Annotated in this window: 20 protein-coding genes; 13 read left to right on the top strand and 7 right to left on the bottom strand. The window is 70.4% G+C overall.

The features are described from left to right. Positions 1-7: 7 nt before the first annotated feature. The 4 genes from sufC to E4P42_RS10745 are packed head-to-tail and all read right to left on the bottom strand — an operon-like array spanning position 8 to position 4,264. Complete coding sequence (gene sufC / locus E4P42_RS10760) at positions 8-784, bottom strand: Fe-S cluster assembly ATPase SufC (protein ID WP_135125974.1); 777 nt, start codon at positions 782-784, stop codon at positions 8-10. Continuing rightward, positions 781-1,962: a Fe-S cluster assembly protein SufD gene (gene sufD / locus E4P42_RS10755; protein ID WP_371287013.1), complete on the bottom strand. Its 1,182-nt coding sequence runs from the start codon at positions 1,960-1,962 to the stop codon at positions 781-783. Before sufD ends, sufC begins: the two co-directional genes overlap by 4 nt. An 11-nt stretch (positions 1,963-1,973) precedes the next feature. Further along, the gene (sufB, locus tag E4P42_RS10750) at positions 1,974-3,437 is read right to left on the bottom strand and encodes a Fe-S cluster assembly protein SufB (RefSeq protein WP_135125969.1); all 1,464 of its coding nucleotides are present in this window, start codon (positions 3,435-3,437) and stop codon (positions 1,974-1,976) included. Beyond that, positions 3,434-4,264 carry a metalloregulator ArsR/SmtB family transcription factor gene (locus E4P42_RS10745; protein ID WP_135125967.1) on the bottom strand — a complete coding sequence of 277 codons (831 nt, stop codon included), beginning with the start codon at positions 4,262-4,264 and terminating at the stop codon, positions 3,434-3,436. Before E4P42_RS10745 ends, sufB begins: the two co-directional genes overlap by 4 nt. Before the next feature lie 33 nt (positions 4,265-4,297). Between E4P42_RS10745 and mptB the strand changes: the two genes are divergently transcribed. The 3 genes from mptB to E4P42_RS10730 are packed head-to-tail and all read left to right on the top strand — an operon-like array spanning position 4,298 to position 7,760. Beyond that, a complete protein-coding gene (gene mptB / locus E4P42_RS10740) occupies positions 4,298-6,007 on the top strand; it encodes a polyprenol phosphomannose-dependent alpha 1,6 mannosyltransferase MptB (RefSeq protein WP_167759447.1) in 1,710 nt (569 codons plus the stop codon). A gap of 53 nt (positions 6,008-6,060) precedes the next feature. Next, entirely contained in the window at positions 6,061-6,969 is a 909-nt protein-coding gene (locus E4P42_RS10735; RefSeq protein WP_209305750.1) for an ABC transporter ATP-binding protein, read from the top strand. A 14-nt stretch (positions 6,970-6,983) separates the two neighbouring features. Continuing rightward, a complete protein-coding gene (locus tag E4P42_RS10730; RefSeq protein WP_135125961.1) occupies positions 6,984-7,760 on the top strand; it encodes an ABC transporter permease in 777 nt (258 codons plus the stop codon). On the opposite strand, the gene E4P42_RS10725 is transcribed toward E4P42_RS10730, so the two are convergent. Further along, positions 7,728-8,369, bottom strand: a complete 642-nt coding sequence (locus E4P42_RS10725) for a hypothetical protein (RefSeq protein ID WP_135125959.1) — start codon at positions 8,367-8,369, stop codon at positions 7,728-7,730. The genes E4P42_RS10730 and E4P42_RS10725 overlap by 33 nt on opposite strands. 90 nt (positions 8,370-8,459) lie before the next feature. Between E4P42_RS10725 and E4P42_RS10720 the strand changes: the two genes are divergently transcribed. The 4 genes from E4P42_RS10720 (at position 8,460) to E4P42_RS10705 (ending at position 12,898) form a co-directional block, all read left to right on the top strand. Further along, positions 8,460-9,032: a TetR/AcrR family transcriptional regulator gene (locus E4P42_RS10720; protein WP_135125957.1), complete on the top strand. Its 573-nt coding sequence runs from the start codon at positions 8,460-8,462 to the stop codon at positions 9,030-9,032. A gap of 163 nt (positions 9,033-9,195) precedes the next feature. Next, the gene (locus tag E4P42_RS10715; RefSeq protein WP_245233972.1) at positions 9,196-10,197 is read left to right on the top strand and encodes a heme A synthase; all 1,002 of its coding nucleotides are present in this window, start codon (positions 9,196-9,198) and stop codon (positions 10,195-10,197) included. Positions 10,198-11,029: 832 nt separating this feature from the next. Further along, the gene (locus E4P42_RS10710; protein WP_167759444.1) at positions 11,030-12,004 is read left to right on the top strand and encodes a quinone oxidoreductase; all 975 of its coding nucleotides are present in this window, start codon (positions 11,030-11,032) and stop codon (positions 12,002-12,004) included. Between the two features lie 93 nt (positions 12,005-12,097). Continuing rightward, positions 12,098-12,898 carry a DeoR/GlpR family DNA-binding transcription regulator gene (locus E4P42_RS10705; protein WP_167759443.1) on the top strand — a complete coding sequence of 267 codons (801 nt, stop codon included), beginning with the start codon at positions 12,098-12,100 and terminating at the stop codon, positions 12,896-12,898. Here E4P42_RS10705 and E4P42_RS10700 read toward each other — a convergent pair. Together E4P42_RS10700 and E4P42_RS10695 are read right to left on the bottom strand one after the other, a co-directional pair. Next, complete coding sequence (locus E4P42_RS10700) at positions 12,881-13,624, bottom strand: inositol monophosphatase family protein (protein WP_135125948.1); 744 nt, start codon at positions 13,622-13,624, stop codon at positions 12,881-12,883. The genes E4P42_RS10705 and E4P42_RS10700 overlap by 18 nt on opposite strands. After that, on the bottom strand, positions 13,621-14,436 hold the full coding sequence (locus E4P42_RS10695; protein ID WP_135125946.1) for a BtpA/SgcQ family protein: 816 nt from the start codon (positions 14,434-14,436) through the stop codon (positions 13,621-13,623). The genes E4P42_RS10700 and E4P42_RS10695 overlap by 4 nt, the downstream gene beginning before the upstream one ends. 155 nt (positions 14,437-14,591) lie before the next feature. Here E4P42_RS10695 and E4P42_RS10690 point away from each other — a divergent pair, with 155 nt between their 5' ends. Genes E4P42_RS10690 through E4P42_RS10665 form a run of 6 tightly spaced genes read left to right on the top strand, consistent with a single transcriptional unit; the run spans position 14,592 to position 21,001 of the window. After that, positions 14,592-16,079 carry an FGGY-family carbohydrate kinase gene (locus tag E4P42_RS10690; RefSeq protein ID WP_135125944.1) on the top strand — a complete coding sequence of 496 codons (1,488 nt, stop codon included), beginning with the start codon at positions 14,592-14,594 and terminating at the stop codon, positions 16,077-16,079. Beyond that, complete coding sequence (locus E4P42_RS10685) at positions 16,076-16,855, top strand: SDR family NAD(P)-dependent oxidoreductase (RefSeq protein WP_135125942.1); 780 nt, start codon at positions 16,076-16,078, stop codon at positions 16,853-16,855. The genes E4P42_RS10690 and E4P42_RS10685 overlap by 4 nt, the downstream gene beginning before the upstream one ends. Positions 16,856-16,893: 38 nt before the next feature. Beyond that, positions 16,894-18,213 carry an ABC transporter substrate-binding protein gene (locus E4P42_RS10680; protein ID WP_135125940.1) on the top strand — a complete coding sequence of 440 codons (1,320 nt, stop codon included), beginning with the start codon at positions 16,894-16,896 and terminating at the stop codon, positions 18,211-18,213. A gap of 37 nt (positions 18,214-18,250) precedes the next feature. After that, positions 18,251-19,111, top strand: a complete 861-nt coding sequence (locus tag E4P42_RS10675) for a carbohydrate ABC transporter permease (protein WP_135125938.1) — start codon at positions 18,251-18,253, stop codon at positions 19,109-19,111. After that, positions 19,108-19,923, top strand: a complete 816-nt coding sequence (locus tag E4P42_RS10670) for a carbohydrate ABC transporter permease (RefSeq protein WP_135125936.1) — start codon at positions 19,108-19,110, stop codon at positions 19,921-19,923. The genes E4P42_RS10675 and E4P42_RS10670 overlap by 4 nt, the downstream gene beginning before the upstream one ends. 28 nt (positions 19,924-19,951) lie before the next feature. Beyond that, on the top strand, positions 19,952-21,001 hold the full coding sequence (locus E4P42_RS10665; protein ID WP_135125934.1) for an ABC transporter ATP-binding protein: 1,050 nt from the start codon (positions 19,952-19,954) through the stop codon (positions 20,999-21,001). The last annotated feature ends 10 nt before the right edge of the window (positions 21,002-21,011 follow it).

Here is a 21,011-nt window from a genome sequence, read left to right as displayed (position 1 = left end):
GCCCCCTCTACGCTCCGGCGGCCGCGGCCTGCTGGGTGAACCGCTCGTAGCCGTTGGCGTCGAGTTCGTCGGCCAGTTCGGGGCCGCCGGATTCGACGATGCGACCGCCCACGAACACGTGCACGAACTGCGGCTGGATGTAGCGCAGGATGCGGGTGTAGTGGGTGATCACCAGCACGCCGCCGTCGTTGTCGGCGGCGTAGCGGTTGACGCCCTCGCTGACGACCTTGAGCGCGTCGACGTCGAGGCCGGAGTCGGTCTCGTCGAGGATCGCGATCTTGGGCTTGAGCAGCGACAGCTGCAGGATCTCGTGGCGCTTCTTCTCGCCGCCGGAGAAGCCCTCGTTGACGCTGCGCTCGCCGAACGACGGGTCGATCGACAGCGATTCCTGCGCGGACTTGACCTCCTTGACCCAGTGCCGCAGCTTGGGCGCCTCACCGCGCACGGCGGTGGCGGCGGTACGCAGGAAGTTCGACATCGAGACCCCGGGCACCTCGACCGGGTACTGCATGGCCAGGAACAGCCCGGCGCGGGCGCGCTCATCGACGCTCATCTCGAGCACGTCCTGGCCGTCGAGGGTGATCGACCCGGAGGTGACGGTGTACTTGGGGTGGCCGGCCACCGCGTAGGACAGCGTCGACTTGCCGGACCCGTTGGGCCCCATGAGCGCATGGGTCTCCCCCGAGTTCACGGTGAGGTTGACACCCTTGAGGATCGGCTTGGGCGTCCCGTCCTCGGCGCCGGCGACGCTGACGTGGAGGTCTTTGATTTCCAGTGTGGTCATGACTGATGGGTTCCTTCAGTGAGGGCGAGCTCGCGTTCGATGGCTTCGGTGAGGCGGTCACGGACGGCGGGGACGGCGATCTTGGAGATGATCTCGCCGAAGAAGCCCCGCACGATCAGCCGCCGCGCCTGGTCTTCCGGGATGCCGCGGGCCTGCAGGTAGAACATCTGCTCGTCGTCGAATCGACCGGTGGCACTGGCGTGCCCCGCGCCGACGATCTCGCCGGTCTCGATCTCCAGGTTCGGCACCGAGTCGGCGCGGGCGCCGTCGGTGAGCACCAGATTGCGGTTCGCCTCGTAGGTGTCGGTGCCGGTGGCCGCGGCGCGGATCAGCACGTCGCCGACCCACACGGTGTGCGCGTCGGGCTTGTTCGACTTCGGATCACCCTGCAGCGCACCCTTGTAGAGCACGTCGGACTTGCAGTTCGGGTGGGCGTGGTCGACCAGCAGCCGGGATTCGAAGTGCTGACCGTCGTCGGCGAAGTAGGTGCCCAGCATCTGCGCGTCGCCGCCGGGCGCGGTGAACCGCACGGTCGCTGTGGTGCGCACGACGTCCCCGCCGAGGGTGACGTTGACGTGCCCGAGCACCGCGTCCTTGCCGAGGCGCGCGTGGTGGCTGCTGACGTGCACCATGTCGTCGGCCCAGTCGGCGATCCAGATCACGCCCACACCCGCGGCGTCACCGACGATGATCTCGACGTTGTCGGCGTAGGTGCCGCTGCCGCGCAGGTCCACCACGACGATGGCCTTGGCCAACTCCTCTATGCGGATCTGCAGGTGCCCGTAGGCCACCTCCCCCTCACCCGGACCGGTGATCACGATCTCGATCGGCTCGGCGACCACGGTGTCCCGCGCGACGGTCACCACCGTCGCCGACTCGAATGACGAATAGGCTTGCGCGGCAACACGATCCGCGGGCACCCCGCCCTCACCGAGGCGCGTGTCGTCACGGCCGACGGTCTCGACGGTGACGCCGGGCCGTTCGGTGACCGTGACACCGGCCTGTGCGCTGGGGGTCGCGGAGCCGTCGTGCAGCCCGCGCAGCCGGCGCAGCGGGGTGAACCGCCAGATCTCGTCGCGGCCGCCGGGCACCTCGAACGCGTTGACGTCGAACGAGGTGAAGATCTCCCCCTTGTTGAGCGCCGAGCCGGCGGGCGTCCCTTCAGCCGCTGTCTGCAATGGCGAACTCACTAACCCACCGCGCCTTCCATCTGCAGCTCGATGAGCCGGTTGAGTTCGAGCGCGTACTCCATCGGCAGCTCCTTGGCGATGGGCTCGACGAAGCCGCGCACCACCATCGCCATCGCCTCGTCCTCGGTGAGTCCGCGGCTCATCAGGTAGAACAGCTGATCCTCGCTGACCTTCGACACGGTCGCCTCGTGGCCCATCGTGACGTCGTCCTCGCGGATGTCGACGTACGGGTAGGTGTCGCTGCGGCTGACGGTGTCGACCAGCAGCGCATCGCATTTCACGCTGGACTTCGAGCCCGCCGCGCCCTTGTTGACCTGGACCAGGCCACGGTAGGACGCGCGGCCACCGCCGCGGGCCACCGACTTGGACACGATGTTGCTCGAGGTGTTCGGCGCCAGGTGCAGCATCTTGGCACCGGTGTCCTGGTGCTGACCCTCGCCCGCGAACGCGACCGAGAGCACCTCACCCTTGGCGTGCTCCCCGGTCATCCACACGGCCGGGTACTTCATCGTGACCTTGGAGCCGATGTTGCCGTCGATCCACTCCATGGTGGCGCCGGCTTCGGCGCGGGCGCGCTTGGTCACCAGGTTGTAGACGTTGTTCGACCAGTTCTGGATGGTGGTGTAGCGGCAGCGGCCACCAGGCTTGACGATGATCTCGACGACCGCGGAGTGCAGCGAGTCGCTCTTGTAGATCGGCGCGGTGCAGCCCTCGACGTAGTGCACGTAGGCGCCCTCGTCGACGATGATCAGCGTGCGCTCGAACTGCCCCATGTTCTCGGTGTTGATCCGGAAGTAGGCCTGCAGCGGGATGTCGACGTGCACACCCGGCGGGACGTAGATGAACGAACCGCCCGACCACACCGCGGTGTTGAGCGCGGAGAACTTGTTGTCGCCGGCCGGGATCACCGTGCCGAAGTACTGCTTGAAGAGCTCGGGATGCTCACGCAGCCCGGAGTCCGTGTCGAGGAAGATCACGCCCTGGGCCTCGAGGTCCTCGCGGATCTGGTGGTAGACCACCTCGGACTCGTACTGCGCGGCCACACCCGAGACCAGCCGCTGCTTCTCGGCCTCCGGGATACCCAGCTTGTCGTAGGTGTTGCGGATGTCCTCGGGCAGGTCGTCCCACGTGGCGGCCTGCTTCTCCGTCGACCGCACGAAGTACTTGATGTTGTCGAAGTCGATGCCCTCGAGGTTGGAGCCCCAGTTCGGCATCGGCTTCTTGTCGAACGTGCGCAGCGCGCGCAGCCGGACGTCGAGCATCCACTCGGGCTCGTTCTTCTTGGCCGAGATGTCGCGCACGACGGCCTCCGACAGACCACGCTGGGCGCTGGACCCCGCGACGTCGGAGTCCGCCCAGCCGTAGCCGTAACGGCCCAGCGAGGCGATCGCCTCTTCCTGGGACAGCGGCTCGCCCACTGTGTGCTCCGGGGTGACGGACGTCGTCTCCGGGGTGGCGGTCATGTCGACGCTCCTTGGGATGTCGTGGCGGATCCGGCGCGGGCTGTGCGCCGGAGGGATTCTTGCTTGTCGGGATGGCGCGGGACGAACGTGGTGCACGCGCAGTCGCCGTTGACGATCGTGGCGAGCCGCTGCACGTGCGTGCCGAGGATCTCGGCGAACGCCTCGCGCTCGGCCTCGCACAGCTCGGGGAACTCCTCGGCGACGTGCGAGACCGGACAGTGGTGCTGGCAGATCTGCACACCGTCGAGCGGCCCGCTGACCGGTGTGGTGGTGGTCGCGTATCCGGCCTCGGTGAGCGCATCGGCGACCCGCCCGGCGGTGCTCTCGACGTCTGGTGCAACGTCATCGGCGCCGCCGTTTACTCCCGCCAGCACGGTGTCGATCCGGCGGCGGGCGAAGGTGCGCACGGCGTCGTCGCCGCCGATCTCACGCAGCTGGCGCATCGCGGCGACCGCGAGGTCGTCATAGGCGTGGGTCAGCTTGGCGCGGCCGGCCGCGGTGAGCCGGTAGCGCTTGGCCGGTCGGCCCCGGCCGGTGTGCTGCCAGGCCGCCGCGGCGCTGGCCTGGGCGTCACCGGCGTCGATCAGCGCGTCGAGGTGGCGGCGGACGCCGGCGGCCGAGATGCCCAGCCGCTCGCCGATCTCCGAGGCGGTGACCGGTCCCTGCAGCAGCAGCTGGATGATCGCTCCGCGGGTGTGCCGGTCCGAGACGGGTGCGGGCGTGACCGCGCGCGAGGTCTCGGACTGGAATTTCACAACACCATTGTGACGGAATTCGACGGGGGTATCCACCAAGGTCACCCTTAGTCCCGGCGTGACAATGCCCATAGTGGGGACGGCTACGCTGCTCGAATGGCTCGTATGGCCGGGCAGCTGCAGTCCCTGAGCTCCTCGATCGCCCGCTGGCACGGCGACGAGCGCACCGTCGGCTCCCCGCTCACCGACGCCGACCTGATCGCGCTGCGCCGGACCCGCCTGTTCGGCGCGACCGGCACGGTGTTGATGGCCATCGGCGCGCTCGGCGCCGGCGCCCGTCCCGTCGTGCAGGATCCCACCTTCGGGGTCCGGCTGCTCAACCTGCCGTCGCGGATCCAGACCGTCTCACTGACCATGACCACGACCGGCGCGGTGATGATGGCGCTGGCATGGCTGATGCTCGGCCGCTTCACCCTCGGCAGCCGCCGGATGTCGCGCAGTCAGTTGGACCGCACGCTGCTGCTGTGGGCGCTGCCGCTGCTGATCGCCCCGCCGATGTACAGCAAGGACGTCTACTCGTATCTGGCGCAGAGCGAGATCTCGCTGCAAGGCCTCGACCCGTACGAGGTCGGGCCGGCGACCGGGTTGGGCCTCGACCATGTGTTCACGCTGTCGGTGCCCAGCCTGTGGCGCGAGACGCCGGCGCCGTACGGGCCGCTGTTCTTGTGGATCGGCCAGGGGATCTCGGCGATCACCGGCGAGAACATCGTGTGGGCGGTGCTGTTCCACCGGCTGGTCGTGCTGCTCGGGGTCGGGCTGATCGTCTGGGCCACCCCGCGGCTGGCCCGGCGCTGCGGTGTCGCCGAGGTGAGCGCGCTGTGGCTGGGGCCGTGCAATCCGCTGCTGTTCATGCACCTGGTCGCCGGCATCCACAACGAGGCGCTGATGCTGGGGTTGATGCTGGCCGGCACCGAGTTCGCGCTGCGCGGGGTCGACGCGGCCACCCCGCTCATCCCCCGCCCGGTGCGCCGGCCGGCCGACCGCGGACAGTGGCTGCGCTGGTATCCGCTGGCGATGCTGGTCGCGGGGACCGTGCTGATCGCGATGTCCTCCCAGGTGAAGCTGCCGTCGCTGCTGGCGCTCGGATTCGTGGCGATGGCGCTAGCCTGCCGGTGGGGCGGGACGGTCAAGGCGTTCTTCATCGCGGGCGGTTCGCTGACCGCGATCGCGGTGGCGGTCATGGCGGTGATCGGATGGGCCAGCGGGCTGGGCTTCGGCTGGCTGTTCACGCTCGGCACCGCCAATGTGGTGCGCAGCTGGATGTCGCCGCCGACCCTGCTGGCGCTGGGCACCGGACAGGTCGGCATCCTGCTGGGGCTCGGCGACCACACCACCGCGATCCTCGGCCTGACCCGTGCGATCGGCGTCAGCATCATCGCCGTCCTGGTCACCGGGCTCCTGCTGGCGGTGCTGCGCGGCCGCCTGCACCCGGTCGGCGGGTTGGGGGTGGCCCTCGGCGCGACGATCCTGCTGTTCCCGGTGGTGCAGCCCTGGTACCTGCTGTGGGCGATCATCCCGCTGGCCACCTGGGCCACCCGGCCGGGGTTCCGGGGCACCACGATCGCGGTCACGCTGATCGTCGGCATTTTCGGGCCAACCGCCAACGGGGACCGCTTCACGTTGTTCCAGATCGTGATGGCGACGCTGGCCAGCGCGGTCATCGTCGCGCTGCTCATCGCGCTGACCTGGCGCCGGATGCCGTGGCGGGGACTGCCCGACCCCGAGCCGGACGCGCCACCCGGGCCCGGTGGGACGGCCGCCGGGCCACCGCAACCACAGTCCGCCCCGCCGGGCGCATACGCTGATTCCCCGTGACCACCGGATCTGACGCCGTCGGCGCCGCGCGCGGACGCTCGTCGGCCGATCCCGTGCGGTTGCGCGGAGTCACCAAACGCTACGGCTCGACGACGGCCGTCGACGGGCTCGACCTCGACGTGCACCGCGCCGAGGTGCTCGCCCTGCTCGGGCCCAACGGCGCCGGTAAGACCACCACGATCGAGATGTGCGAGGGCTTCCTGCGTCCCGACGCAGGCACCATCGAGATCCTCGGCATGGACCCGGCCGCCCACAACACCAAGGTGCGCGAGCGCATCGGCGTCATGCTGCAGGGCGGCGGCGGGTACCCGGCGGCGCGGGCGGGCGAGATGCTGCATCTGGTCGCGGCGTACGCCGCCGATCCGCTCGACCCGCAGTGGCTGATGGACACGTTGGGCCTCAGCGACGTCGCCCGGACCACCTACCGCAGGCTGTCCGGCGGGCAGCAGCAGCGGCTCGCGCTGGCCTGCGCGGTCGTCGGGCGCCCGGAGCTGGTGTTCCTCGACGAACCCACGGCGGGCATGGACGCGCACGCCCGCATCGTGGTGTGGGAGCTGATCGACGGGCTGCGCCGTGACGGCGTCACGGTGGTGCTGACCACTCATCAGCTCACGGAGGCCGAGGAGCTCGCCGACCGGCTGGTGATCATCGACCACGGCGTCGCGGTCGCGACCGGCACACCGGCCGAGCTGATGCGCAGCGGCGCCGAGAACCAGCTCCGCTTCACCGCACCGCCGCGGCTGGACCTCGCGCTGCTGGTGACCGCGCTGCCGGAGAGCTACCGGGCCACCGAGACGTCTCCCGGCGAGTACCTGGTCGAGGGCCATGTGGACCCGCAGGTACTGGCGACGGTGACGGCGTGGTGCGCGCGCCTGAATGTGCTGGCCACCGACATGCGCGTCGAACAGCGCAGCCTCGAGGACGTGTTCCTGGACCTGACCGGCCGGGAGTTGCGCTCGTGACGCCGAAGGATTCGATGACGACCAACCGCTTCGCACCGGGCACCTTCACCCCCGATCCGCGGCCGGCCGCCGTGCCGAAGATGCTGACCGCCCAGTTCGGCCTGGAGCTGCGGCTGCTGCTGCGCAACGGCGAGCAGCTGCTGCTGACCATGTTCATCCCGATCACGCTGCTGGTCGGGATGGTGCTGCTGCCCCTGGGAGACTTCGGCGATGACCGGGCCGGCACGTTCGTCCCCGCGATCATGGCGCTGGCGGTGATCTCGACCGCGTTCACCGGCCAGGCGATCGCGGTGGCGTTCGACCGTCGCTACGGGGCGCTCAAACGGCTCGGGGCGACCGCACTGCCGGTGTGGGGCATCATCGCCGGGAAATCGCTGGCCGTCGTCGCCGTGGTGTTCCTGCAGTCGATCCTGCTCGGGGCGATCGGGCTGGCGCTGGGCTGGCGCCCCGCGGCCGCGGGCCTGGCGCTGGGCGCGGTGATCATCGCGCTCGGCACCGCGGGCTTCGCCGCGCTGGGGCTGCTGCTCGGTGGGACGCTGCGCGCCGAGATCGTGCTCGCGGTGGCGAACCTGCTGTGGTTCGTGTTCGCCGGGCTGGGCGCGATGACGCTCGAGGGCAAGGCGGTTCCGGACTGGTTGTCCTGGGCGGCCCGGCTCACCCCGTCGGGTGCGCTGACCGAGGCGCTGACCCGGGCGATGACGCTGTCGGTGGACTGGTTCGGCATGGCCGTGCTGGCCGGCTGGGGCGCGGTCGCCTCGCTATGCGCGCTGCGCTGGTTCCGCTTCACCTGATCTCGGCGCGGCCGCCAGCGCGGGCAGCAGGTACTCGAGCCGGCCCACCTCCTCGATGTTGTGCCGCACCCAGGCCCGCACCATCGGGTCCGGGAAGCGCCGGCGCAGCACGCGATTGACCGGCGCGGCGAGGGCGGAGCGGGCGCCGATGTCCATCACGCTCACGTAGTGCGTGCCCTCGGCGCCGCGCGACCAGGTGTGCTCGAGCTGGAGCACCGGCACCCCCGCGATGCGCTGAACCAGCCGGATCCCGGTTTCGTCGAGTTTCTCGACCCGGTCGATCACGTCGACGCGGTACTCCGGCCGGGCGCCGAAGGCCTCGACGATCCGGAAGCGCGCCCCTTCGGCCGCACCGCCGCCCGGAGCCGGGCGGGCCAGTTCCCAGCGGATGTGGTCGAGCGGGTGCCAGGCCAGGTAGCGGTCGATCACCTGCCCGCCGTAGGTCATGGTGCCGCCGAGGTGGGTGAACCAGTCGAGCAGCATGGCCGGGGTGACGCCGGCCAACGGGCGGTGGTCGATCGTGGTGCGGCGCCGGTGGTGCGGCGCGGCGGTGTAGCGCACGACGGCGGTGTCGACGGAGCGCAGCGGATACAGCACGGGACGCGACATCTTCGGTACCTCCAAGATACGGAAACGTGTCTTGTACGCTAGGCCGACACAGTAAGATACGCAAGCGTTTCTCCAACGTCAGGAGGGTTGATGGTCGTCCGCCGCCGCGGTGAGGAGCTCGACGCCGCCATCCGCACGGCGGTGCTCACCCTGCTGGCCGAACACGGGCCGGCCGGGGTGACGATGGAGGCCGTTGCGGCGGCCGCCCGCACCAGCAAGCCGGTGCTCTACCGCCGCTGGCCCGACCGTGCCGGCCTGCTGCGCGACACCTTGATGCAGATCGCGACCACCGCGATCCCCGCGACCGACACCGGCAGCTACCGCGGCGACATGCTGGCCGTGCTGCGCGGCTGGGCCGCACTGTTCACCGGACCCGACGCCGCGCTGATCCGCGCCGCCGTCGCCGCCACCGTCCACGACGCCGAGCTGGCCGGCGCGTTGCAGGCCGACGTCATCGGCTGGCGCAAGGAGGAGATGGCCGCGCTGCTGCGCCGCGGCATCGACCGCGGCGACGTACGGGCCGACGTCCCGGTCGACATCGCCCGCGAACTCGGCCAGAGCGTGCTGTGGCACCGGTTGCTGATCAGCGGCGACCCGATCACCGACGAGCTGGTGGTCCGCCTCGTCGACGAGGTGCTGGTGCCGTTCGCCGCTGCACGCTGAGCCTCCGCCCTGCGGTGAGTGCGACGTCATGGGCGCGCCGTGGGGCCGGTCGCGACCACCAGCGCCGTCTCGGCGGGACGGCGTCCTACCAGTGCCCTACTACAAGATGTAGTTTCTGCTGCTCTACCATCGGTCTGTGTCCGTCGGACGTCTCTTCCTGCGGGTGGTCGACCTGCTGCCGCTGCCCAGCCTTCGCGTGCAGCGCGCCGTCGCGCTCGCGGTGATCCTCACCCAGGGCGGGATCGCGGTCACCGGTGCGATCGTCCGCGTCACCGCATCCGGCCTCGGTTGCCCGACCTGGCCGCAGTGCTTCCCCGGCAGTTTCACCCCCGTCCCGCACGCCGAGGTGCCGGGCATCCACCAGGCCGTCGAGTTCGGCAACCGGCTCATCACGTTCCTCGTGGTGCTGACCGCCGCGGCCGCGGTGCTGGCAGTCACCCGGGCGCGGCGCAGGCGCGAGGTGCTGCTGTACGCCTGGCTGATGCCGGCGTCGACGGTGGTGCAGGCGGTGATCGGTGGCATCACCGTGCTCACCGGGCTGCTGTGGTGGACCGTCGCGATCCACCTGCTGGCCTCGATGGCGATGGTGTGGGTGGCCGTGCTGCTCTACGTCAAGATCGGGCAACCCGACGACGGTGTCCCCGTCCGGCAGGTGCCCCGCCCCTTGCGCCAGCTCACCGCGCTCAGTGGGCTCGCGCTGGCCGCCGTGCTGGTCACCGGCACGCTGGTCACCGGCGCGGGCCCGCACGCCGGCGACAAGAGCATCGAGCAGCCGGTGCCGCGGCTGATGGTCGAGATCACCACGCTGGTGCACCTGCACTCGTCGCTGCTGGTCGCCTACCTGTCACTGATCGTCGCGCTCGGCTTCGGCCTGCTCGCCGTCCGGGCTCCGCGCCCGGTGCTGATCCGGCTGGGCATCCTCGTGGCGGTGGTGGTGGGTCAGGGGTTGGTGGGCGTCGTGCAGTTCGCCACCGGCATCCCGGCGGCCCTGGTCGCGGTGCACGTGGCCGGCGCGGCCATCTGCACCGCCGCCACCTCGGCGCTATGGGCGTCGATGCGAGAGCGGGCCCAGCCCGAGCCGCTCCAGCGCGACCTCCAGGGCGACGGCGAAGTCGCGCTGACGGTCCGCGCGGGCACCGGCGGGCAGCTGCCGCCAGCCCAGTGACGGTTCGACCAATTCGACCTCCAGCACCCGCGGATCGTCGCGGCCGCCGATGAGATCCACCCGCGCGTACAGGAATTCCTCGGCGCGCATCTTCAGCACCTCGGCCGCGGCCCGCAGCGCCGCATGCCCGGTGTCCCACAGCTCGAAGTCCGGCTCGGCAGGTGACAGCGTCTCCTGGGCGTAGGTGCCGGTCTCGTCGAAGTCCGGCAGCCCCTCGGCCGGCAGGATCGCGCCCTTGGTGAAGGCGTGGGACTGCCGCCCGCCCAGGAACACCAGCGCGGTCTCGCCGTCCTCGACCCGGGCATCGTAGGGCTGGACGACCACCGAGCGGCCTGCGGCCTGCAGCGCCGCGGCGTGCGCAGCGGCGTCCTGCGGCGCACCGAATCGTCGCGCACCGGTCGACCCGGCGCCGATGGCCGGTTTCACCACCGCCTCGACCGGCGGCACCACCACTGCCTCGTCCGGACCGAAGACCCGGGTCGGCACCGTGGGCACCCCGTGCCGCGCGAGGTCGACGAGGTAGCGCTTGTCGGTGTTCCAGGCGACGACGTCGGGTCCGTTGAGCAGGTGACGCACCCGCCGGGCCCACGCCAGGAACTCGTCGAGCCGCTCGATGTAGTCCCATGTGGCCCGCAGGATCACCACGTCGGCCTCGAGGGTGGCCGGATCGTCCCACGGCAGCCAGCGGGCGTGCAGGCCCCGGTGGCGCAGCGCGTCGAGCAGGCCGTCGTCGTCCCCGTCGCTCTCCGGCAGCGCCCGGCATGAGGCCAACACGATCCGCGGATGGAACACGTCGGGGCGGGCCAGCTTCACCTCGGGAATGATAGAGGGCATGTACGCGATCGAAGTCACCGAAACCGGCGGTCCGGAAGTCCTCACTCACGTCGAGAAGCCGCAGCCCACGCCCGGTCCGGGGCAGGTGCTGATCAAGGCCGAGGCCATCGGGGTCAACTTCATCGACACCTACTTCCGGTCCGGCCTGTACCCGCGGGAGGTGCCGTTCGTCGTCGGCACCGAGGTGTGCGGCACCATCGAGGCGATCGGAGACGACGTCGCCGCACTGCAGGTCGGCGACCGGGTGGTGACCGACAAGGCGCTCGGCGCATACGCCGACTACACCGTCGCCCCCGCCGATTTCGTGGCCTACGTCCCCGACGGCGTGGCGGCCGAGGTGGCCGCCTCGTCGCTGCTCAAAGGCATGACCGCGCACTACCTGCTCAAGTCGACATATCCGGTGCAGCAGGGTGACTCCGTGCTCATGCACGCCGGCGCCGGCGGGGTCGGGCTGATCCTCACACAGTGGGCGACCAGCATGGCGGCCAAGGTGATCACCACCGTCTCCACGCCCGAGAAGGCCGAACTGTCGCGCAGAGCGGGGGCCATCGAGGTGCTGGACTATCCGGAGGATCCGCAGGAGTTCGGCGCCCGGATCCGCGAACTCACCGGGGGCAACGGGGTCGCCGCCGTCTACGACGGGGTCGGTGCGACGACCTTCGACGCCAGCCTGGCCAGCCTCGCCGTGCGCGGCACGCTGGCACTGTTCGGCGCGAGCAGCGGGCCGGTGCCACCGGTCGACCCGCAGCGCCTCAACGCCGCCGGGTCGGTGTTCCTGACCCGGCCCAACCTGGCGCACCACACCCGCACTGCCGATGAATTCTCATGGCGCGCCGGGGAATTGCTCGACGCGATCGCGAAGGGCACCATCACGGTGACCGTCAGCGAGCGGTATCCGCTGGCCGAGGCCGAACGCGCGCACCGGGATCTTCAGGGCCGCAGGACGGTGGGTTCGGTGGTGCTGACGCCCTAGTCGCGGCTGTGCGGAGGTCACACGTTTCGCGCCGTATGTCACGATTCGTGTGATCGATGTGAAGTTTTCACAAACCTGGCCTACGCTGGACGGATGGCCGCCGGTCTGAACGCTCATGCCCGCCGGGCGGCGATCGCCGCCCGGATCCATGCCGACCGCGAGGTGGATTTCGCGACGCTGGCCGAGGAGTACGGCGTCTCGGAGATGACGATCCGCCGCGACATCGAACGCCTCGAGGACCAGGGCGTCGCGCGTCGGGTGCTCGGCGGCGCGATCGCGTTCGGCGGCAAGGCCACCGAGCCGTCCTTCGCGGCCAGGGCCGCGGAGGCGGCGGACGAGAAGACCCACATCGCCAGTGCGGTGGCAGATCTGCTCACCCCGCAGGAGACGGTGATCCTCGACAGCGGCAGCACGGTCCTCGCGGTGGCCCGCGCGATCCGCGGCCGCGATCTGCGCCTGACCGTGATCACGCCGAGCGTGCTGGTGGCGGTCGAGCTCGCCGACGAACCGGACACCACGATCCTGCTGACCGGCGGCAAGGTCCGGCCGGGTGAGCTGAGCCTGATCGGCGCCGAGGCCGAGGACTTCTATCTGCGCTACAACTGCGACACCTACGTGATGGGCATCGCCGGCGTCGACGGGCGCCGCGGCGCGTCGGAGTACCACCGCGAGGAAGGCAACGTCAAACAGGCGGCGATGCGCTCGGCCGACCGGGTGATCGTCGCCGCGGACGCCACCAAACTCGGTCGCGTGCAGCTGATCAACGTCGCGCAGGTGTCGAACATCTCGGTGCTGGTGACCGACGGGTCACCCACGCATCCGACGGTGGCGGCCCTGGAAGCGGCCGGGGTCGAGGTGGTCTGCGTGAACGCTCGCTCAGCGCCAGCGCGCTGACATCGCGTCGTGGCCCGGCCGGGGCCGGTGCACCGCGGCGCCGGCCTCCTCGGCGATCAGGGCGCCGGCTGCCCAGTCGTGGACGTCGAGATCCTCCTCGACGAAGGCGTCCAGGCTGCGCTGGGCGACCAGGCACAGATCCAGCGCGGCGGCCCCGAAGCGGCGCATATCGGTGAAATCGGCGACCAGAGCCGGTAATTCGCGGATCTGGCGGCGGCGCCGATCCGGATCGTAGGACAGGCCGGTACCGATCAGCCGGGCCGAGGTGGCGGGCAGCGGAAGTGGCAGCGTGCGGGTGAACCCGGCGGCCTCCACGCGCGCGCCCTCCCCGGCGGCCGCGCTCCACGTCGACCCGATCGCCGGCGCGCACACCGCACCGGCCAGCCAGACGTCGTCGTCGCGCCGCCGCACAGCGACCGAGGTGCCGTAGTACGGGACCTGGCGGGTGAAGTTCGCGGTGCCGTCGAGCGGATCGATCACCCACTCCAGGCCGCTGGTCCCCGCATGCGGTGCGAGCTCCTCACCGACGACCGCATCGCCTGGCCGGGTGGTCAGCAGCACCGCACGCACCACCTCCTCGGCCTCGCGGTCCACCGGGGTCACGACGTCTCCCGCGGCGCTCTTGGTCTCCACCGTCACGGACTCCTGCGACCGGCGCAGGCACACATAGGCGCCGCGCTGCGCGGCGGTCACCGCGAGCTCGCGCAGGTCGTCGACCTCGGTCATAACGTGGTGCGGAACTCTTTGACGACGGTCATCAGCTCGGTGACCCGCGGAACGACGGCCCGGTTCTCGAAGACACCGTCCTCCTTGAAATATGTGCCGACGATCGCGCCGTCGGCGATGGCCAACTGGTCGGCGGCGTTGTCGGCCCGCACCCCGGTGTTGACGAACACCGGCACCGCACCGGCCGAGCGCTTCACCAGCGCCAGCGCCTGGGAGTCGGTGGAGGATCCGGCGGTCAACCCGGACACGCAGATCGCGTCGGGCTTGGTGGCGAACACCGTGGTCTTGGTGATGGACTCCAGATCGCGTTCGGCGAGGTAGGTCGCCGACTCCGGGACGATGTTGAACAGCAGCTTGACACCATCGCCGCCGACCCGGTGGCGGTGGCGGGCGACTTCGCCGACATTGGTGTCCCACAGCCCGAAGTCGCTGGCGTAGACGCCGGTGAAGATCTCGCGCACCCACTGCGCGCCGACGGCCACCGCCAGGTCGATCGACGCCCGGCCGTCCCACAGCACGTTGACGCCGTACGGCAGCGTGAGGTCGTCGAGCAGTTCCCCGATCACCCGCGCCATCGTGATCGCGGTGATCGGTTCGGTCCTGGTGAGGTAGGGAAGACTGAACTCGTTGGAGATCATCACCCCGTCGACGCCGCCGTCGCGCAGCGCGTGCAGTTCGGATCTGGCGCGGTCGACCACGGCGCGGATACCGGCCGCGGAGTCGAAGCCGGGGTCACCGGGCAGGGCGGCCAGATGCAACATGGCGATCACCGGCTTGCGCACCGCGAACACCTCGTCGAGCCACGTGGTCATCAAACACCTTCCCGGTTGTCGGGGCCATCAACGCTGTTATTAGATAACAAAGTGACCGGATTTCGTCGCCGCATTTACGTGACGGTTACACATATCATGTGAGAATCTAACAGATACGCGGTACGGTCACCGGGAATCGAGTCGGAGAGGACGGCATGGCACAGTTCACGATCGGTGTCGACATCGGCACGACCGGAACCAAGACCGTGCTCGTCGACGTCGCCGCCGGCCGCATCGTGGCTCAGGCGACCGGCGACACCCGGCTGTGGGCCGAAGCGGCCGGACGCGCCGAAGCCGACCCACACCAGTGGCTCATCAACGTGCACAACACCATTCGCCAGGTCCTGACGGAGTCGGGCGTCCCAGGGGATCGCATCGGCGCACTGGCCACCACCGGCATGGTGCCGGCGGTGGTCGCCCTCGACGCACTGGGCAACCCGGTGCGGCGTGCGATCCTGCAGAACGATGCCAGGGCCACCCGTGAGATCGAGACCCTGCGCGAGGCAACCGATTCCGCCGCCGTGCTGGCCGCGACCGGATCGGCGATCACCCAGCAGTCCGTCGCCCCGACCGCGATGTGGTTGCGCGACAACGAAAGCCAGACCTGGCAGCGGACCGCCCACCTGGTCGGGTCCTACGACTGGGTGCTGACGGCGCTGGGCGCGGCACCGCACGTCGAACTGAACTGGTTGATCGAGTCGGGCCTGGGCACCCTCGACGGCGGCCGCTACGAACCCGTGCTGGCCGCGGCCGGGCTGGCGTCCGGTCTGGTGCCCGAGGCGCTCGCTCCCGGGGCGTGGGCCGGCGGGTTGAGCGCCGAGGCCGCCGAGGCGACCGGGCTGCCGGCCGGCCTACCGCTGATCGTCGGCGGTGCGGACCACGTGTTGTCGGCCTACGCCGCGGGTGTGAACGCCCCGGGCGACTGGCTGGTCAAGCTCGGCGGCGCCGGTGACGTGCTGGCCGCCAGCGACACGCCGGTCGTCGACGCGCGCCTCTACCTCGACGCCCACCCGGTGCCCGGCCGGTGGCTGCCCAACGGCTGCATGGCCACCAGCGGCAGCCTGATCCGATGGTTCCAGACGCTGGTGGGCGGCACCGAACTGACCGATCTGGACGACGAGGCCGCGCACCGCGCCCCCGCCGAAGTGCTCTGCCTGCCGTACTTCCTCGGCGAGAAGAGCCCGCTGCACGACCCCGATCTGCGCGGCGCGTTCGTCGGCCTCGACCTGGCCCACACCCGCGCCGACATGTACCGCGCGGTGCTGGAAGCCATCGCGTTCGGCTTCCGCCACCACACCGAGGTGTTCGCCGACATCGGCGTCGACCTCGGTCAGGCCATGGTCACCAACGGCGGCAGCCGGTCGGTGCTGTGGAAGCAGATCCTCGCCGACGTCCTCGGCGCGCCACTCTCACCGGTGGTCGGCCACCCCGGCGCCTCCCTCGGCGCGGCGCTCGCCGCGGCGGTGGGCACCGGGATGGTGGACGGGTGGGACGACATCGCCCGCTTCCGCACCCTCGGTGACCCGGTGACTCCCGATCCGCGCCACGTCGACCGCTACGCCGAGGCCTACGGGCAGTGGCGCGAACTGTCCGACCTCCTCACCCCGGTGTCGCACCGGTTGGCACGAAAGGACCAGCAGTGACCAGTGATTCGACCCGCCGCACCGTCGTGGTGACGGGCGCGGGCTCGGGCATCGGCCGGGCCATCGTCACCACCCTGGCCGAACGCAGCTGGCGGGTGGTGGTCACCGACATCGACGCCGAGGCCGCCGCGGAATCGGCCGCCGCGCTGACCGGCGACGGCCACGAGAGCCACCGCCTCGACGTCACCGATGCCGACGCGGCAAACCGGGTGGCCGACGACGTCGCCGACCGGTTGGGCCTGGACGCCTGGATCAACAACGCCGGCATCTCGGCCATGGAGTCGTTCGTCGACGTCACCGCGGGGCAGTACGACCGCACGATGGAGGTGAACCTGCGCGCGGTGTTCTTCTGCGGGCAGGCCGCGGCCCGGGCCATGGTGCGCACCGGCCGGGCGGGCACCATCGTCAACACCGCGTCGATGGCGGCCAAACAGGGCCGCGTGCCGTTCCTCTCGGACTATGTGGCCTCGAAATTCGGCGTGCTCGGCTTGACCCAGGCGATGGCGTTCGAATTGGCGGCCCACTCGATCACGGTGAACTGCGTCTGTCCCGGCTTCGTCGCCACGCCGATGCAGACGCGCGAACTCGACTGGGAGGCCCGCCTCACCGGCGCGACGCCGGAGGCGGTGCGCGACGGCTGGATCGCGGCCACGCCGCTGGGCCGGCTGCAAACCCCCGACGACGTCGCCCGCGCGGTGGCGTTCCTGGTCTCCGAGGACGCCCGGTTCATCACCGGCGAAGCGCTCTCGGTCAACGGCGGCGCCTACATGGACTGAGCCGGCCGGCCCAGTCACCTCGAGAGGAAGCGAGAACCATGAAGATCCCGAATCTGAGCCGGCGCCCGGCGCGCTGGCTGCCCGCGGTCGCGCTCACCGCAGGGCTGGTGCTGTCCGGCTGCGCCGGCACCGGCGGTTCCGCTGGCGGAGAACAGGAGTCGTCCGGGCTGGGCGACGTACCCACCGACACCAGCGCCACCGTGCGGGTGCTCATGGAGAATGTGCCCGACACCGAGATCGTGCAGGGCATGGTCGGCCAGTTCAACGAGAAGTACCCGCAGGTCAAGGTCGAGATCGAGACCATGACGTTCGACCAGATGCGTGACCGGCTGGTCTCGTCGTTCCAGGCCGCCGAACCGGCCTACGACCTCATCGTGGTGGACAACCCGTGGATGGACGACTTCGCCGACGCCGGCTTTCTGCAACCGCTCGGAGACCGCATCGACTCGACCACCGACTACCGGCCGGACGACTTCTTCCCGTCGCTGACCGAGATCACCGACGTCGAGGGCACCACCTACGGGGTGCCGTTCTACAACTACGCGCTCGGCTACATCTACAACACCCGCGATCTGCAGGCCGCCAGCCTGCAGGTGCCCGACAGCCTCGACGCGCTGGTCACCACGTCGCAGCGGCTCAAGGCCGGCGACCGGGCGGGCATCGCGATGCAGCCGCAGCGCGGATACAAGATCTTCGAGGAGTGGGCCAACTGGCTGTTCGCCGCCGGCGGCTCCATCTACGGCGAGGACGGCAAGCCCACGCTGAACACCGAGCAGGCCGTCCGCGCGCTCAACGCCTACATCGAGACCTATCGCACCGCCGCGCCGGCCAACAGCCTGTCGTGGGGCTTCGATGAGGCGTTCCGGTCGGTGTCGAGCGGTAACGCCGCCTCGATGATCGGCTACAACTGGAATCTACCCGCCCTCAACGACCCGGCCGGCGCGTCCGGGGAGCGCGCGGGCCAGTTCTCGCTGGCACCCATCCCCGGTGGCAAATCCGCTCTGGGCCTGTGGAGCTGGGCGATCCCGGCCAACTCGGCGGCCCCCGACGCCGCATGGGCGTTCATCTCCTGGATCACCTCCCCCGCCGTCGACGCGCAGCGTGTCGCCGCCGGCGGCGCGGTGATCCGCGAAAGCTCGCTGACCGACCCGAAGGTGCTGGCCGACGGCTACGGCGAGGCGTACTACCGCACGGTCGGTGAGATCCTGGCCGACGCCGCCCCGCTGAGCCAGGGCCGCGGCGGTGAGGAGATGATCCAGGCCGTGGGCACCGAGTTGAACGACGCCGCCGCGGGCAACAAGAGCGTCGAGGACGCGCTGCGCGACGCTCAGGCCGCCGCGGAGCGGATCCAGCAGTGACGTTGGGGAACCCGGCGGCGAGCGCGGAGCGGCGCGGATGACGTTCAAGTACGGCATGCTCACGCCGTTGCTCGCGCTGTTCGCGGTCGCCGTCGGGTTCCCCCTCTGCTACGCGGCCTACCTCTCGGTCACCGACTACCGGCTCACCGACCGCGAACCGCCCGGCTTCGTCGGCACCGCGAACTTCACCTCCGCGATGACCGACACCGCGTTCTGGGAGGCGTTCGCGACCACCGCGACCTACGTCGTGGTGGCGGTCTCCGTGGAACTGGTGCTGGGTTTCGCGGTGGCGCTGGCGCTGCACCAGCAGCGCTGGGCCAAGGACCTCTCCCGCGCGGTCGTGCTGGCCCCGATGTTCATCACGCCGATCGCCGTCGGATTGATCTTCCGCTTCCTGCTCAACGACCAGATCGGCGCGGTGCCGGCACTGCTGCAGGCCGTCGGCGCGAATTACGACTTCTTCGGCGCCGGGCGGGCGCTGTTCACGCTGGCGTTCATCGACGTGTGGCAGTGGACGCCGTTCATGGTGCTGCTGATCCTGGCCGGCCTGGAGTCCATGCCCAAACAACCCATGGAGGCCGCCCGCGTCGACGGCGCCGGCCCCGTGTACCGGCTGCGCCGCGTGCTGATCCCGATGCTGGCCCCGGTGCTGACGGTGGCGGTGCTGTTGCGCGGGCTCGACGCGCTGCGGGTCTTCGAGTACGTCTACGCCACCACTCGCGGCGGCCCCGGCACCGAGACCCAGACGCTGCAGTACTTCATGTACCTCGAGGGCATCCAGTTCTTCCGCCTGGCCCAGGCCAGCGCGATGGCGTTCCTGGTGCTGGTACTGGTGCTCGCGGTCATCGTGGTGGCGTTTCGCGCGATGGAGCGCAGCCGGGACAGGACCACCGCATGAGCCGCGTCCGGCCGCTGGAGGTGCTGCGTATCGCGGTGCTCGTCGCCGCCCTGATATTCGTGCTGTTCCCGATCGCCTGGGTGGCGCTGGCCAGCCTGAAGACACCCGAGCAGATGTCCGAGCCGTGGCTGCTGGCGTTCACCCCGACACTCGAGAACTGGCGGGCGGTGCTCGATTCGGGCATCTTCGCCGCGGCGGGCCGCAGCGCGCTGGTCGGCGTGGTGACCGTGGCCGTCAGCCTGGTGGTCGGGAGCATGGGCGCCTACGTGATCGCCAAGTACCGGGCCGGCGGGTCGCTGACCCGGTTCGGCATGCTGGCCGCGCAGGTGGTGCCGCCGGCGGTGATGGTGTTCCCGTTCCTGACCATGGCGCAGGCCCTGCGGATGACTGACACGTTGGCGCCGGTGATCTTCGCGCACCTGAGTTTCGTGCTGCCCCTGGTGACGTGGTTCCTCATCGGTTTCTTCGAGGCGGTCCCGTCGTCGCTGGAGGAGCAGGCCCGAGTCGACGGGTTCAGCCGCTGGCAGGCTTTCCGGCTGGTGGTGTTGCCGCAGGTGTACCCCGGTATCGGCGCGGCGGCGATCTTCGGGTTCACGCTGTCCTGGAACGACCTGTTCTACGGCCTGATCCTGGCGCCCGGCAACGCCGCGATCCTGCCGGTGGCGATCTCGAACTTCAACACCTTCCGCGGGGTGCAGATCGGGACGATGAGCGCGGCCATCATGGTCGCGATCGTGCCGGTCGTGGTGGCGAGCTTCTTCATCCAGCGACGCCTGGTCCAGGGGATCAGCGGCGGCGCGGTCAAATACTGAGCAGCAACGGACAGCGAGGAAATACCCCATGGCATCGGTCACGTTCACCGCGGTCACGAAGGCGTACGGCAGCGCCACCGTGGTCTCGGGCCTCGACCTGGAACTGGCCGACGGCAGCATGACCGTGCTGGTCGGCCCGTCGGGGTGCGGTAAGACGACCTCGCTGCGGATGCTCGCCGGCCTCGAGGAGGTCACGTCGGGCACCATCCACATCGACGGCCGCGACGTCACCCGGCTGGAACCCAAGGAGCGCGACGTCGCGATGGTGTTCCAGAACTACGCGCTGTACCCGCACCTGTCGGTGCGCGAGAACATCGCGTTCCCGCTGCGGGCCCAGCAGGTCGACCGGACCGAAGCGCTGCGCCGGGCCGACGACGTCGCCGCCTCGCTGGGCCTGGGCGCGCTGGTGGCGCGTAAACCCAAGGACCTGTCCGGCGGCCAGCAGCAGCGGGTCGCGATCGGCCGGGCCATCATCCGGGAGCCCTCGGTGTTCCTGTTCGACGAGCCGTTGAGCAATCTGGACGCCAAGCTGCGCGTCGAGACCCGCACCGAACTGCTGCGCCTGCAGCGCCGCCTCGGGGTGACCTCGCTGTACGTCACCCACGACCAGGAGGAGGCGATGACGCTGTCCGACCGCATCGTGGTGATGCGCGACGGCAAGATCGCCCAGGCCGGCCCACCGGCGGAGGTGTACTCCCGGCCCGCCGACACGTTCGTCGCGACGTTCGTCGGCAGCCCGAAGATGAACCTGGTGACCGGCGCGGTCAGCGGGGGCGAGCTGCGGACTGCGGGCGGGGTGCGGCTGGCCGTCGGCGGACCCGACGCCGCGGAGGTGACGGTCGGGGTGCGTCCCGACGATCTCGAGCTGCGGCCCGCGGTCGACGGCGGTGCGACGGTCGAACTGGTCGAACTGCTCGGCCCGCGGGCCATCGTGACCGTGCGCGCGGGGGACGAGCAGGTGACCGCGGTGGTACCCGCGTCGACGCTGTCGGGCGTCTCCCCCGGGACGGCGGTCGCACTGTCGGCGCAGCCGGACGCGGTGCACCGGTTCGACGCCACGACCGGTGAGCGGCTGTAGCTACCCTGGC

The sequence above is a fragment of the Mycobacterium sp. PS03-16 genome (genome assembly GCF_004570325.1).
In the GTDB taxonomy this organism is placed as follows: Bacteria; Actinomycetota; Actinomycetes; order Mycobacteriales; family Mycobacteriaceae; genus Mycobacterium.
This window is presented reverse-complemented; position numbering and strand designations above follow the sequence as displayed.